We start from the raw sequence: 13,548 nt of genomic DNA on the forward strand, positions 1-13,548 counted from the left end.
CGCGATCGCGAGCCGCGTCAGCGACCCAGGAACTTCTGCAGCGACGCGAGCTCTTCCTCGGTCGGTGCCTTGCCGCCCTTGGCGCCCCCGAGGCCGAGGCCGGACCCCTGCGGGGCCTGCTGCGGCGCAGCCGCCGCGCCGGCAGCCAAGGCCGCGCGCTTGGCGGGGTTGCCCACCTTCGACTTCTTCTTGCCGCCCTGCTGCTGCTTCTTGCCGCCGTGCATGCCCGGGATCGGACCCATGCCCGGCATCTGCGGCACGCCACCGCGGGCGACGGTCTTCATCATCTTGGCGGCCTGCTCGAAGCGGTTGACCAGCGCGTTGACCTCGGTGACCGTCGATCCGGCACCGCGCGCGATGCGCAGACGGCGCGAACCGTTGAGGAGCTTCGGGAGCTCGCGCTCCTGGGGCGTCATCGACTGGATGATCGCCTCGGTGCGGACGATCTCGCGCTCGTCGAAGTTGTCGAGCGCCTCGCGCATGCCCTTGGCTCCCGGGAGCATGCCGAGCATGCCCTTGATGGAGCCGGCCTTGCGGAGCTGCTGCATCTGCTGCAGGAAGTCGTTCAGCGTGAAGTTGTCGGTCGCGATCTTGTCCGCGACCTTGCGCGCCTCTTCCTCGTCGAAGGCGCCCTGCGCCTGCTCGATGAGGGACAGGATGTCGCCGAGGTCGAGGATGCGGCTCGCCATGCGGTCCGGGTGGAACGGCTCGAAGTCGTCGAGCGACTCACCCGTCGACGCGAACATGATCGGACGGCCGGTCACGCTGGCCACCGACAGGGCGGCACCACCGCGGGCGTCACCGTCGAGCTTCGAGAGCACGACACCGGTGAAGTCGACGCCTTCCTGGAACGCACGGGCCGTGTTGACGGCGTCCTGACCGATCATCGCGTCGATGACGAACAGGACCTCGTCCGGGTCGACGGCCTTGCGGATGTTCGCGGCCTGCTTCATCAGCTCGGCATCGACACCGAGTCGACCGGCGGTGTCGACGATGACGGTGTCGTACTGCTGGTCGATCGCGGCCTTGATGGCGTTCTTGGCGACCTTGACCGGGTCGCCGACGCCGTTGCCGGGCTCGGGAGCGAAGACGTGCACGCCGGCCTGCTCGCCGACGACCTGCAGCTGCTGCACGGCGTTCGGACGCTGGAGGTCCGCCGCGACGAGCATCGGGGTGTGGCCGTCCTTCTTGAGCCACTTGCCGAGCTTGCCCGCGAGGGTGGTCTTACCGGCACCCTGCAGACCCGCGAGCATGATGACCGTCGGCGGCTTCTTCGCGAACTCGAGCCGTCGCTGCTGCCCGCCCAGGATGCCGACGAGTTCCTCGTTGACGATCTGGACGACCTGCTGCGCCGGGTTGAGCGCGCGGTTGACCTCGTCGGAGAGGGCACGCTCGCGCACCGATGCGGTGAACGCCTTGACGACCTCGAGCGCGACGTCGGCGTCGAGGAGCGCCCGCCGGATCTCGCGGACGGTGCCGTCGACGTCGGACGGAGTCAGCCGACCCTTGCTCCGCAGATTGCGGAAGGTCTCGGTCAGCCGATCGGAGAGTGAACCGAATTGCGCCATGATCCGTCGATTCTACAAGGCTCCCGCCGACGGCACCGGCCCGTTCACCGCAGGAGGACTCCCTCGGTCAGTCCGACCGGTGCGTCGAGCCCCACGTCGATGACGACCGGCGCGCTCGACGGACTCCGGTCGCCGGTCGGGAACCAGCGCCGGTCGGGCGACACCAGGATCACGAGACCGTCCACGTCGCCGACGGCCGCGAAGGACTCCCCCGGCGGGTTGGCGTACGGCTCGAGACCGGCGCGTCGCAGGGTTTCGACGGCGCCGAGGACGTCGGGGACGGGGACGCCGACCTCGCTGACGGAGACGAGCGGGACGACGGTGCCGGCACCGTCGCCGCCGCGCCGGGCGCCCGACTCCAGGTCCCGCCGCTCGATGAGTTCGAGGAGCTGCTGGTCGGGCCCCTCGAAGTAGACCGACCGCGAGTTCCAGTTCGGCGGCCCCTCGAACTCGTCCTGGTCGTCGGTACCGAGCACCGTCGTCAGCCCGGCGATCCAGGCCTTGGCCGCGTCGAAGGTCCCCGTGGGGATCGTGATCGCCAGGTGCAGGGCTCCGCTCATCTCCGGCAGTTCGCGGAACACGAGGAGCGTCGACCCCACCACGATGCGCACCGTGGCGTCGACGATCTCGACCGAGCACCCCAGTCGTTCCCAGAACCGGGCGGTGTCGTCGAGCGAGCGGGTGGCGAGCTGTACCTGTCGGATGTCCATGCCCTCATCGGACCATCTCAACCTTTGTTGAGGTCAAGCACCCGGTTGTTGGACGCCGTCCAGAAACTGTCGTACGCTCGCCGCATGCCGGAACTCGAGATCGTCCGCCATCACGGCCTGCTCGACTACCCGGCAGGCCTCGCCCTGCAGCGGGACCTGCACGCCGACGTCGTCGCCGGCCGTTCCCCCGGAGCCCTCGTGCTGTGCGAGCACCCGTCCGTGTACACCGCCGGACGCCGCACCGAACCGTCCGACCTGCCGACGAACGGCGCCCCGGTCGTCGACACCGACCGCGGCGGACGCATCACCTGGCACGGACCGGGGCAGCTGGTCGCCTACCCGATCGTCCGGCTCGCCGAACCCCTCGACGTCGTCGCCTGGGTGCGCGACCTGGAGCAGGTCGTCATCGACGCCGCGGCTGCCGTCGGTGTGCACGCCGACCGGGTCGCGGGTCGCAGCGGCGCCTGGGTGCCGGGCACGGACGGCTCCCCCGCCGCCAAGGTCGGCGCGATCGGCCTGCACGTCGCCGAGGGCGTGACGAGCCACGGCATCGCGATCAACTGCGACAACGCCCTCGACGCCTACGCCGCGATCGTCCCGTGCGGCATCGCGGACGCCGGGGTCACGACGCTGAGCGCCGCGGCGGCGCTCGCGGGGCGTGCCCACGTGACCGTCGACGACCTCGCACCCCTGGTCGCGGACCGCGTCCGACAGGCCGTCGACGGCATGCACAGCGGCCGCCGGATCAGCACGACGGCCCCCAGCACCAGCACCAGCACCAGCACCAGCACGAGCACGAGCACCAGCACCGCGCCCGCCCGACAGGAGACCCTCGTATGACCCTCGCCCCCGAAGGCCGCCGCATGCTCCGGGTCGAGGCCCGGAACGCCGAGACCCCGATCGAGACGAAGCCCGCGTGGATCAAGACCCGTGCCACGCAGGGCCCCGAGTTCCGCGAGCTGTCGAGCCTGGTGCGCGAGAAGCAGCTGCACACCGTCTGCCAGGAGGCCGGCTGCCCGAACATCTTCGAGTGCTGGGAGGACCGCGAGGCCACCTTCCTCATCGGCGGCTCGCAGTGCACCCGTCGCTGCGACTTCTGCCAGATCGACACCGGCAAGCCGGAACCGCTCGACCGCGACGAGCCCCGCCGGGTCGCGGACTCCGTGGCGGAGATGGGCCTGCGGTACGCGACCGTGACCGGCGTCGCACGCGACGACCTGCCCGACGGCGGTTCCTGGCTCTACGCCGAGACCATCCGCGCGATCCACGAGCACTCCCCCGGCACCGGCGTCGAGATCCTGGTGCCGGACTTCAACGGGCGACCGGACCAGCTCGGCCCGGTGTTCGACGCCCGCCCCGAGGTCTTCGCCCACAACGTCGAGACCGTCCCGCGGATCTTCAAGCGGATCCGGCCGGCGTTCACGTTCGAACGGTCCCTCGACGTCATCACGCAGGGCCGCGACGCCGGACTGGTCACGAAGTCGAACCTGATCCTCGGCATGGGCGAGGAGCGCGTCGAGATCGAGGATGCCCTGCAGCGCCTGTACGACGCGGGTACGGACATCATCACGCTGACGCAGTACCTCCGCCCGTCGCCCCGGCACCTGCCGGTCGCGCGCTGGGTCAGCCCTGCGGAGTTCGTCGAGCTCCGCGAGGTCGCCGAGCAGATGGGCTTCGCCGGGGTGCTCGCCGGACCGCTGGTCCGGTCGTCGTACCGGGCGGGCCGGCTGTGGGCGCGGGCGACGGTGGCCCGCGGCGGCTCGGTCCCCGAGCACCTGGCCCACCTGCTCGACGCGACCCCCGGTCGACAGGCCGTCTGACGCTCCGGACAACGCGCGGACGGACGGGAGGCGCGGTGCCAGCTGGCACCGCGCCTCCTGTCCGTCAGGTGGTGACGGCTACTTCGCCTCGGCCTCGACCGACTCCTTCGGCTGACCGGTCGGGGTGAGCCCGCGCTCCTGGCGGCGCTTCGAGACCACCAGCGACGCGGTCGTGGCGACCGCGATCGTCAGCGCGATGAAGCCCAGCGAGAACCAGATCGGGATTTCCGGCGCCCACTCGATGTGCTCGCCACCGTTGATGAAGGGCAGCTCGTTGACGTGCATGGCGTGGAAGACGAGCTTCACACCGATGAACGCCAGGATGACGGCGAGGCCCTGGCCCAGGTAGATGAGGCGCTCGAGCAGGCCGGCGATCAGGAAGTACAGCTGCCGGAGGCCGAGCAGCGAGAACGCGTTCGCCGTGAACACGATGAAGGCGTCCTGCGTCAGCCCGAAGATCGCGGGGATCGAGTCGAGCGCGAAGAGCACGTCGGTCAGGCCGATGGCGACCATGACGAGCAGCATCGGGGTGAACAGCCGCTTGCCGTCGACACGGGTGGTCAGGCGGTCGCCGTCGTAGTGGTCCGAGGTCGGGATGATGCGCTTGAGGATCCGGATGAGCCGGGACTCGCCCTCGCTGCCGTGGTCGTTGCCGCTGCGGGCCTGCGACCAGGCGAGCCAGAACAGCAGCGCACCGAACAGGTAGAAGACCCACGAGAAGTTCTCGATGATCGTGACGCCGAGGGCGATGAAGACACCGCGTGCGACGAGCGCGATCGCGACGCCGACCAGCAGGACCTTCTGCTGGAACTCCTTCGGCACGGCGAAGCTCGACATGATGATGAGGAAGACGAAGAGGTTGTCGACCGACAACGCCTTCTCGGTCAGCCAGCCGGCGAAGTACTCACCACCGGCCTGCCCGCCGCCGAAGACCAGGATCCCGATGCCGAACAGGATCGCCAGGCCGATGTAGAAGGCGGACCAGAACGCGGATTCGCGGATGTGGGGCACGTGCGGCGTGCGCACGTGCGAGTAGAAGTCGAACACCAGCAGCGCGAGGATGCCGGCGATCGTGATGAGCCAGACGAAGAGTGGGACGTCCATGGTTTCCTTCAGGTAGGGCGCGCCGCTGATGTGCGGGTACGCCGAGGCCTGAAGGTCTCTTCCGTCGCCCGGCACCGGAACGGTGTCGCACGACCGGCGCCCCGGGGCCGGATCGTTCCGGACCGTACTGACGGGGTCACCGAGAGGGAATACTCCCCTTCGTGTTCCCGAGCATACCGGGCACAGCGGACATGTGCCGCGCTCTAAGCTGGGAGCATGGCGAGTTCCTGGTCACTGTCCTCACGGCTGCGCGGCCTCTTCCAGCGCAAGACGATCGACGAGACCACGTGGGAGGACCTGGAGACCGCCCTCATCGGCGCCGACTTCGGGCCCGACATCTCCGAGGAGATCATCGAGGACCTGCACGCCCGCGTCGACCGGTACGGCACGACCGACCCCGCCGACCTGCAGCGCATGCTCCGCGAGGTCCTCGAGGAACGGCTCTCGAAGCTCGACACCACCCTGAAGCTCAGCGCGCGGCCCGCCGTGGTGCTCGTCGTCGGGGTGAACGGCGTCGGCAAGACCACGACGATCGGCAAGTTCGCCAAGTTCCTGAAGACCTACGACCGCACGGTGCTCGTCGGGGCGGCGGACACGTTCCGCGCCGCGGCGGTCGAGCAGGTCGCCACCTGGGCCCAGCGCGCCGGGGTCGACGTCGTCCGTCCGTCGCAGCCCGGGCAGGACCCGGCGTCGGTGGCGTACCAGACCGTCGAGAAGGCGATCCGCGACCAGACCGAGATCGTCGTCATCGACACCGCCGGGCGTCTGCACACCAAGGCCGGCCTGATGGACGAGCTCACCAAGATCAAGCGCGTGGTCGAGAAGCAGACCGAGATCAGCGAGGTCCTGCTCGTCCTCGACGCGACGACGGGCCAGAACGGCCTCGCACAGGCCCAGGCCTTCATCGAGGGTGCCGGCGTGACCGGCCTCGTCATCACCAAGCTCGACGGCTCGGCCAAGGCCGGCTTCGTCCTGAGCGTGCAGGAGAAGACCGGCATCCCGATCAAGCTCATCGGGCAGGGCGAGGGCATCAACGACCTGACGGGCTTCACGCCGCACGTCTTCGTGCAGAACCTCGTCGGCTGAGCGAACGCGTCGGCACGCCGAGGAGTAGCGTCCCTGACGGTCCGGGCATCTGCTCGGTCTCGTTCCAGGGATAGGAGACCCTCATGCCCGCACTGCTGATCATCGCGATCATCGTCGGCCTCGTCCTGCTCTTCAGCGGCATCTTCGTCGGTGCGCTGAAGTTCCTGCTCTGGGTGGGCATCGTGCTCATCCTGCTGGCGGTCATCGGCTGGCTGCTCCGGACGATCCGCGGTCGCGCGTAGCGACCCGGCGTCCTGTCCGGACGCACCTGACAAACAGGAGGCGCGGTGCCAGCTGGCACCGCGCCTCCTGTCTGCCGTCCGGTCGCGACCAGGACGCCTAGGCGACCGCGTCCGCCGGCTCGCGCTTCTGCACCCGCTGCCCGACGACCGCCGAGACGCCGTCCTGCCGCATCGACACCCCGTACAGGGCGTCGGCGATCTCCATCGTCCGCTTCTGGTGTGTGATGACGATGAGCTGGGACGACTCGCGCAGACGCTCGAACACGGTCAGCAGGCGGCCCAGGTTGGCGTCGTCGAGTGCCGCCTCGACCTCGTCCATGATGTAGAACGGCGACGGCCGCGCGGTGAAGATCGCGACGAGGAGCGCCACCGCCGCCAGGGACCGCTCGCCGCCGGACAGCAGGGTCAGGCGGTCGATCTTCTTGCCGGCGGGCTTCACCTGCACGTCGATCCCGGTGCCGAGCAGGTCGGTCGGGTCGGTCAGGTTGATGGACCCCGAGCCGCCCGGGAACAGGATCGGGAAGATGACGTCGAACGCTTCCTTCGTGTCGTTGAACGCGGACTCGAAGATCGTCTGCATCTTCGTGTCGAGCTCGTCGATGATCGTCAGCAGGTCCGTCCGGGTCTTCTGCAGGTCCTCGAGCTGCTCGGCGAGGAACGCGTGCCGCTGCTCGAGCGCCTGGAACTCCTCGAGCGCGAGCGGGTTCACCTTGCCGAGCTGTCCGAGGTCGCGCTCCGCGGCCTTGAGCCGGCGCTCCTGCTCGGCACGGACGTAGGGCACGGTCTCGACGTCGGCGGGGTCGATCTCGTCGGTCGTGTCGAACTCGGGCAGCGCCGGGCCGCCGGGCAGGGTGGACTCCGCGTCGACGAGGGCCACGTCGTCGGTGTCGGGACCCGCTTCTGCCGCTGCTTCCTCCGGCTCGGTCACGCCCGCGGCCTCGGCGGCGGCGGCCGCCGCCGCGCGCTCTGCCTCTCGGTGCTTCCGCGCGCGCACCCGCGGGTCGACGAGCACGTCGACGGGCACCGGCACGTGCGGCCCGTACTCGGCCACCAGCACGGCCTCGGACAGCCCGAGCTCGCTCTGCGCCCGGTCGAGGACGCCGGACACGTGCAGCTTCTTCTCGTAGATCTCCATCTCGAGCGAGTGCACGCCGTCGGTGATGGTCTGCAGGCGGTCCCGGAGCTCGCGCTCCTCGTTGCGGATCGTCTGCAGCTCGGTGTTGCGCTTCGACCGCTCGGCTTCCTCCGCCGCCAGCTGCACCCGCGCTTCGGCCAGCGAGCGGTCGACCGCTCCGAGCACGCCGGGCAGGTCGGCGAGGACGGCTTCGGCGGTCCGGATCTGGCCACGGCGGATGACGGCGAGCCGCGCGGCCTCCTCGGCGGCGGCGCGCTCGGCCTCGAGCTGGCGGTCGAGCTGGTCGGCGCGGTTCCGTTCGGCGCGCACGCGCTCGCGCACGGTCTCCACCTGGATCCGCTGCTCGACCTCGGCGGCACGTGCGGCCTCGAGCGCGTCCTGCAGCGCGGGACGCTCGGACGCGTCGACCACGGGGCGCTCCTGGTCGGTGAAGGCACGGTGCGCCGACTCGGCCTCGGCCAGCACCGCCTCGGCGGTCTCGACGGCGCCGTCGGTCTCGGCCAGCGCGGCACGCAGCCGCTCGACCTCGGCCGCGGCGTTCTCCGCCTTCGCCCGCGTCGACGCACTCGTCCGGTCGTACTCGGCCTTCGCCCGCGTGTAGGCGCGGGATGCCGCGTCGGCCTCGTCAGCACGGCGGCGTGCGTCCTCGACGGCGCTGCGCGCGGCCTGGAGGCCCGTGGCCGCGTCCTCGGCGTCGGTCGCGATCGCGTCGCGTCGCGTCACGGCGTCGTCGCGCTCCGCGGCGAGCTCGATGCGCGAGGTCACGCGCTCCCCGCCGCCGGTCACGCGGACCGCACGGACGAGGTCGCCGGACCGCGTGACCACCGTGGCGTGCGGGGCGGCCGTGAGCACGGCCTCCAGGTCGAGGTCGTCGGTCTCAGCGACCAGCGTGTCCCGCAGGATCGACGCGAGCGCCGGCGGCCCCTGCACCAGGTCCGTGGCACGGCGGACGCCGGCCGACAGCGTCTCGGGCAGGGCCGCGGGGACGGACGCGGCGTCCGCGACGACGACGTCGATGCGGCCGAGGTCGGCAGCGCGGGCGTGGTCGACGGCATCGAGCGCCGCACCGCGGTCGTCGGCGAGGACGGCGTCGGCGAGTCCCTCGAGCGCGGTGGCGATCGCGGCCTCGAACCCGGGCGACACCGTCAGGCTGTCGGCCAGGCGACCGACGATGCCCGCGCGACCGGCGTCGATCAGTGCTTGCGAACCGTCGCGGACCTCGATCGACATGCCGAGCGCGGTGACCCGGGCGTCGAGGGCGTCCCGCTCGCGTTCGAGGGCGTGGAGCCGGTCGCGCTGCTCGTCGCGCGCGGTCTGGGCCCGTTCGAGCTCGGCGCGCGCCTGCTCGAGTGTCTGCGCGAGCGCGGTCTCGTCGACGCCCTCGGACGGGTCGACACCGAGTTCGGCGAGGGCCGCCGCAGCACGCTCGGCACGCTCCCCGGCCTCGGCCAGAGCCCGCTCCCGTCGCTCGCGGTCGGCGACGGCGGAACCGCGCTTCGACCGGGCGACGTCGACGGCGCTGGCGAGCCGCTGCGCCTCGAGGTCGTGCTGCGAGACCCGGGCAGCCTGGGCGGCGATGCGTTCGTCCAGGGCGTCCAGCGCGGCGCGTGCGTCCTGCACCGCGCGGGCGGTCGTCGCCGAGCCGCCCTGCATCTCGTCGGCGCGGGCGGCGAGGCGGTCGGCCTCGGCACGGACCCCGGCGACCTGCTCCTGGGTGACGGTCGGGCCCTGCTGTGGCGCGTCGGCCTGCTGCGCGAGGAACATCAGGCGCTGGTTCGCCAGGCTCGACAGGCCACGGAGGCGCTCCTGCACGCTCTCGAGCCGGTGCACGACGGTGCGGGCACGGTCGACGTCGTCGCCGACCATGCTCTGCTCGACGTGCTGCTGGCGCACCCGGGTCTGGTCGAGCCGCTCGGTCAGGACGATGCGCTCGGACTTGCGGCCCGCCTCGACCTCCTGGTGGTCGTGCAGCTCGCGGCGCAGGCGCACCACGTCGTCGGCGAGGATGCGGGCCTTGGCGTCGCGGAAGACCGCGGCCACCGACTGGGCCTTCCGTGCCACCTCGGCCTGCCGCCCGAGGGGCTTCAGCTGCCGCCGGATCTCACCGGCCAGGTCGGACAGGCGGGTCAGGTTCGTCTGCATCGCGTCGAGCTTGCGGAGGGTCTTCTCCTTGCGACGGCGGTGCTTCAGGATCCCCGCGGCCTCCTCGATGAAGCCGCGGCGGTCCTCGGGGGTGGCGTGCAGCACCTTGTCGAGCTGCCCCTGCCCGACGATCACGTGCATCTCACGGCCGAGGCCGGTGTCGCTCAGCAGCTCCTGGACGTCGAGCAGCCGGCAGTTCTCGCCGTTGATGGCGTACTCGCTGCCACCGTTGCGGAACAGCGTGCGCGCGATCGTCACCTCGGAGTACTCGATCGGCAGCAGGCCGTCACTGTTGTCGATGGTCAGCAGCACCTGGGCACGACCGAGCGGACCGCGGGTCGAGGTGCCGGCGAAGATGACGTCCTCCATCTTGCCGCCGCGCAGGGTCTTCGCCCCCTGCTCCCCCATCACCCAGGCCAGGGCGTCCACCACGTTCGACTTGCCGGAGCCGTTCGGGCCGACGATGCACGTCACGCCCGGCTCGAACGCGAACGTCGTCGGCTGCGCGAAGGACTTGAACCCCTTGATGGTCAGGCTCTTCAAGTACATGCGGTCTCCGGATGCTCTGGTTGGCGTCAGGCTAACGCGTGCGGGCGCGGGGACGGGGTTGGCACACGGGGCAGATGTGGCTCGACCGGTTCATGAAGGCCTCGCGCACGATCGTCGTGCCGCAGCGTGGACACGGCTTCCCCTGCTGCCCGTAGACGTTCAGGCGCTGCGAGAAGTACCCGGACTGCCCGTTGACGTTGACGTACTGGGCGTCGAAGCTCGTGCCGCCGTCCTCGAGCGCCCGGCGCAGGATCGTGCGGACCTCGTCGAGCAGCCGACGCAGGTCGGCTCGGGTGAGGCGGTCGGCGGCGCGGTCGTAGTGCAGCTTCGCGGCCCAGAGCGACTCGTCGGCGTAGATGTTGCCGATGCCGCTCACGACGCCCTGGTCGAGCAGCACCCGCTTGATGCCGCTCGAACGCTTCCGCGCCATAGCGGTGAACCGGTCGTCGTCGAAGGCGGGGTCGAGCGGGTCACGGGCGATGTGCGACACCTGCCCGGGCACCCACCGACGCCACACGGCATCGGGGTCGATCGCGTCGACCTGCCCGCCGAACCCGGCGGGAGCACCGTCGACCGTCGGCACCATCGCGTCGATCGCCATCGAGCCGAACGTGCGCTGGTCGACGAACTCGAGCTCCACGGGGGGCTCCGCCGCACCCGAGCGGTCGGTGCCCGCGGGCTGCACGTCGATGAGGATCCGACGGTGCTTGGCCGCCGGTCGACCACGGCCGAGCAGGATCTGCCCGCTCATGCCGAGGTGGGCGACGAGTGCCTCGGGGCGGTCCCCGTCGTGCTCGGGCTGCAGCGGCATCCAGAGGAACTTGCCCCGGCGCACGGCAGCGGCGATCGTGCGACCGGTCAGACGGTCGGCGAAGTCTTCCGAGGGGCCGTCGTGCCGGGTGAGGGCACGGTCGTCGACCACGTCGACGTGCAGGACCCGCGCGCCGCTGACGGCGGGTTCGAGGCCGACGCGGACGACCTCGACCTCGGGGAGTTCGGGCACGCGGTCAGGCCGCTCGGCCGGACAGCCGGGTCCAGGCGTCGAGCGCTGCGGCCATCTCGGCGGCCTTCTTGCTCGAGCCGGTGCCGGTGGCGATGTCCTCGCCCTGCAGGACGACCGTCGCCATGAAGGTCTTGTCGTGGTCCGGGCCGGTCTCGGTGACGCGGTACGCCGGGTTGCCGAGGGAACGACTCGAGGCGAGCTCCTGCAGGCTCGTCTTCGGGTCCATCGCGGCGCCGAAGCGGTCCGGGTCGATCATGAGCGGTTCGACCAGGCGGAGCACGAGCTCGGTGGCCGGGTCGGGACCGGCCGACAGGTACGTGGCGCCGATGACGGCTTCGACGGTGTCGGCCAGGATCGACGACTTGTCGCGCCCGCCGGTCTGTTCCTCGCCCTTGCCGAGGCGCAGGTAGCTGCCGAGCCCGATCATCCGGGCGATCTCGGCCAGCGCCACGGTCGACACCAGGCTCGCCCGACGCTTGGCGAGGTCACCCTCGTCGAGGTCGGGGAAGGACCGGTAGAGCTTCACGGTCACGGCCTGGCCGAGGATCGAGTCCCCGAGGAACTCGAGGCGCTCGTTGTGCTTGATGCCCCCGTGCTCGTAGGCGTAGGAGCGGTGCGTCAGGGCGAGCTGGAGCAGCTCGAGGTCGATGTCGGCCCCGAGGATGCCCTGCAGACGAACGACGTCCGGCCCCGCGGGGCGAGACCCCGCAGCGCCGGACGTTGTCGTCATGCGTTCGGTCCGATCAGACGTCGGCGACCTTGCGGCCCTTGTACTCCATGTACAGGGGCGTGCCGGCCGAGTCCTCGACGACCTTCGCGCGGTGCGGGAGGCTGTAGGTGACCTGACCGTTCTCGATCGTCTTCACGAGCTGGATCGGCGTGGCCTTCCACTGCGAACGACGGGCGTGCGTGTTCGCACGGGACTGCTTGCGCTTGGGAACGGCCATGGTGAATCTCTTTCGGTTGGTCGGTGGTCGGTACGGGGGCTGGCGGTGTCGGGACCTACTCGGTCTCGGCCCGCTCCTCGCCCTCGGTGGTCTTCGGTGCGGTGGTGTCACCGTCGGTGCTGTCGTCGAGCTCGATCGCGCTGAGCGCTGCCCAGCGGGGATCCAGCACCTGACGAGCGGGCTGCTCGCCGAGGTCGGCCAGACGCTCGCCCGTCACCGGGTCGAGTCCTGGGCAGTCCGGTCGACAGACCGGCTGGAACGGCAGCGACAGCACCACCGCATCTCGAACGACCTGTTCGGTGTCCACGTGGTCATCGCGAACGAAGAAGTCGAAATCCTCCGAGGCATCATACGCGAACAGCTCGGCGAAATCGACCTCGATCGGTTCGCTGATGTCGATGAGGCAGCGCGAGCACTCCCCCGTGGCGTCGGCCGAAGCGTGTCCGGACACGAGGACGCCCTCGTGCAGGCCTTCGAGTTTGACGTCGATGTGCAGTTCGGCACCCTGTCGGACGCCGATCAGACCGGCCCCCATCGCGTCGGGCACCTCGATGTCGAGCGAGTGCTCGCGCATCTCACCCGGCCGGTGCGCGAGGTCGCGCACGCGCAGGGCGTAGGGGCTGTTCACGGGGGAAGACACGATCGACAAGCCTAGCGCGATCGGGGCCGAGAGTCGAGGTGGCGACAGGCGTGTCCGGACGCGGTGAGCGCAGTGCGCGTGCCGGCCGGGCTGGGCGGGCGTGCTCAGCGGGCCGCGAGCGCGTCGGCGACCGTCTTCGGCACGTAGGGCGTGACGTCTCCGCCGAGCGACGACACCTGCCGGATCAGCGAGCTCGACACGTGCGCCCGCGACGCCTCGGGCAGCAGGAACACCGTCTCGACATCAGCCAGGTGGCGGTTCATGATGGCCATCGGGGTCTCGTACGCGACGTCCTCGCCGGACCGCACGCCCTTCACCAGGACCTTCGCCCCGACCTGGCGGCAGTAGTCCACCAGCAGGCCGGACGTCCACTCGCCCACCGTGACCGTGTCCGGCGCGCCGACCTCGACCAGCGAGTCGCGGATGAGCCGCACCCGGTCGACCGCCTCGAACATCGCCGGCTTCTTGTCGGGGTTGTGCACCACGAGGACGTGCACCTCGTCGAAGAGCCCGGCCGCGCGGCCGATGACGTCGAGGTGCCCGAGGGTGACGGGGTCGAAGGAACCGGGGACCACCGCGATCTGCGCCATGGCAGCGACGAT

General features: G+C 70.7%; 13 protein-coding genes. 4 read left to right on the forward strand and 9 right to left on the reverse strand.

From position 1 onward, the window contains the following. Window positions 1-17 precede the first annotated feature (17 nt). Window positions 18-1,568, reverse strand: coding sequence for a signal recognition particle protein (gene ffh / locus ACZZ9K_RS04030; protein ID WP_027465889.1), 1,551 nt, complete (start codon window positions 1,566-1,568; stop codon window positions 18-20). Window positions 1,569-1,612: 44 nt separating this feature from the next. Then, window positions 1,613-2,278, reverse strand: coding sequence for a VOC family protein (locus ACZZ9K_RS04035; RefSeq protein ID WP_463443379.1), 666 nt, complete (start codon window positions 2,276-2,278; stop codon window positions 1,613-1,615). An 84-nt stretch (window positions 2,279-2,362) separates the two neighbouring features. Here ACZZ9K_RS04035 and lipB point away from each other — a divergent pair, with 84 nt between their 5' ends. Continuing rightward, window positions 2,363-3,118, forward strand: a complete 756-nt coding sequence (lipB, locus tag ACZZ9K_RS04040; protein ID WP_463443380.1) for a lipoyl(octanoyl) transferase LipB — start codon at window positions 2,363-2,365, stop codon at window positions 3,116-3,118. Further along, complete coding sequence (gene lipA / locus ACZZ9K_RS04045; protein ID WP_214527399.1) at window positions 3,115-4,098, forward strand: lipoyl synthase; 984 nt, start codon at window positions 3,115-3,117, stop codon at window positions 4,096-4,098. Before lipB ends, lipA begins: the two co-directional genes overlap by 4 nt. A 78-nt stretch (window positions 4,099-4,176) precedes the next feature. On the opposite strand, the gene ACZZ9K_RS04050 is transcribed toward lipA, so the two are convergent. Beyond that, complete coding sequence (locus ACZZ9K_RS04050; protein ID WP_138803677.1) at window positions 4,177-5,202, reverse strand: TerC family protein; 1,026 nt, start codon at window positions 5,200-5,202, stop codon at window positions 4,177-4,179. 216 nt (window positions 5,203-5,418) lie between these two features. On the opposite strand from ACZZ9K_RS04050, the gene ftsY reads away from it, so the two are divergent. Next, window positions 5,419-6,288, forward strand: a complete 870-nt coding sequence (gene ftsY / locus ACZZ9K_RS04055) for a signal recognition particle-docking protein FtsY (RefSeq protein ID WP_027465892.1) — start codon at window positions 5,419-5,421, stop codon at window positions 6,286-6,288. Window positions 6,289-6,371: 83 nt separating this feature from the next. Next, window positions 6,372-6,530 (forward strand): hypothetical protein, encoded by a 159-nt coding sequence (locus ACZZ9K_RS04060; RefSeq protein ID WP_171907827.1) that lies wholly within the window; start codon window positions 6,372-6,374, stop codon window positions 6,528-6,530. Window positions 6,531-6,627: 97 nt separating this feature from the next. Here ACZZ9K_RS04060 and ACZZ9K_RS04065 read toward each other — a convergent pair whose 3' ends face one another. From ACZZ9K_RS04065 to coaD, 6 genes are all read right to left on the reverse strand, one after another. Next, entirely contained in the window at window positions 6,628-10,356 is a 3,729-nt protein-coding gene (locus ACZZ9K_RS04065; protein WP_463443381.1) for an AAA family ATPase, read from the reverse strand. A gap of 31 nt (window positions 10,357-10,387) precedes the next feature. Further along, the gene (mutM, locus tag ACZZ9K_RS04070) at window positions 10,388-11,359 is read right to left on the reverse strand and encodes a bifunctional DNA-formamidopyrimidine glycosylase/DNA-(apurinic or apyrimidinic site) lyase (protein ID WP_463443382.1); all 972 of its coding nucleotides are present in this window, start codon (window positions 11,357-11,359) and stop codon (window positions 10,388-10,390) included. 4 nt (window positions 11,360-11,363) lie between these two features. Beyond that, on the reverse strand, window positions 11,364-12,089 hold the full coding sequence (rnc, locus tag ACZZ9K_RS04075; RefSeq protein WP_221935172.1) for a ribonuclease III: 726 nt from the start codon (window positions 12,087-12,089) through the stop codon (window positions 11,364-11,366). Window positions 12,090-12,102: 13 nt separating this feature from the next. Then, window positions 12,103-12,306, reverse strand: a complete 204-nt coding sequence (gene rpmF, locus ACZZ9K_RS04080; RefSeq protein ID WP_017888273.1) for a 50S ribosomal protein L32 — start codon at window positions 12,304-12,306, stop codon at window positions 12,103-12,105. A 55-nt stretch (window positions 12,307-12,361) separates the two neighbouring features. Beyond that, on the reverse strand, window positions 12,362-12,934 hold the full coding sequence (locus ACZZ9K_RS04085; RefSeq protein WP_071405664.1) for a YceD family protein: 573 nt from the start codon (window positions 12,932-12,934) through the stop codon (window positions 12,362-12,364). A 116-nt stretch (window positions 12,935-13,050) separates the two neighbouring features. Then, window positions 13,051-13,536: a pantetheine-phosphate adenylyltransferase gene (gene coaD / locus ACZZ9K_RS04090; RefSeq protein WP_071244868.1), complete on the reverse strand. Its 486-nt coding sequence runs from the start codon at window positions 13,534-13,536 to the stop codon at window positions 13,051-13,053. Between the last annotated feature and the right edge of the window lie 12 nt (window positions 13,537-13,548).

It is taken from the genome of Curtobacterium sp. AC268 (assembly GCF_979258745.1).

What these genes read in the sequence shown, in the direction of transcription:
- ffh (WP_027465889.1), bottom strand. Translation starts at nt 1,568, where the DNA reads ATGGCGCAATTCGGTTCACTCTCCGATCGGCTGACCGAGACCTTCCGC.
- ACZZ9K_RS04035 (WP_463443379.1), bottom strand. Translation starts at nt 2,278, where the DNA reads ATGGACATCCGACAGGTACAGCTCGCCACCCGCTCGCTCGACGACACC.
- lipB (WP_463443380.1), top strand. Translation starts at nt 2,363, where the DNA reads ATGCCGGAACTCGAGATCGTCCGCCATCACGGCCTGCTCGACTACCCG.
- lipA (WP_214527399.1), top strand. Translation starts at nt 3,115, where the DNA reads ATGACCCTCGCCCCCGAAGGCCGCCGCATGCTCCGGGTCGAGGCCCGG.
- ACZZ9K_RS04050 (WP_138803677.1), bottom strand. Translation starts at nt 5,202, where the DNA reads ATGGACGTCCCACTCTTCGTCTGGCTCATCACGATCGCCGGCATCCTC.
- ftsY (WP_027465892.1), top strand. Translation starts at nt 5,419, where the DNA reads ATGGCGAGTTCCTGGTCACTGTCCTCACGGCTGCGCGGCCTCTTCCAG.
- ACZZ9K_RS04060 (WP_171907827.1), top strand. Translation starts at nt 6,372, where the DNA reads ATGCCCGCACTGCTGATCATCGCGATCATCGTCGGCCTCGTCCTGCTC.
- ACZZ9K_RS04065 (WP_463443381.1), bottom strand. Translation starts at nt 10,356, where the DNA reads ATGTACTTGAAGAGCCTGACCATCAAGGGGTTCAAGTCCTTCGCGCAG.
- rnc (WP_221935172.1), bottom strand. Translation starts at nt 12,089, where the DNA reads ATGACGACAACGTCCGGCGCTGCGGGGTCTCGCCCCGCGGGGCCGGAC.
- rpmF (WP_017888273.1), bottom strand. Translation starts at nt 12,306, where the DNA reads ATGGCCGTTCCCAAGCGCAAGCAGTCCCGTGCGAACACGCACGCCCGT.
- coaD (WP_071244868.1), bottom strand. Translation starts at nt 13,536, where the DNA reads ATGGCGCAGATCGCGGTGGTCCCCGGTTCCTTCGACCCCGTCACCCTC.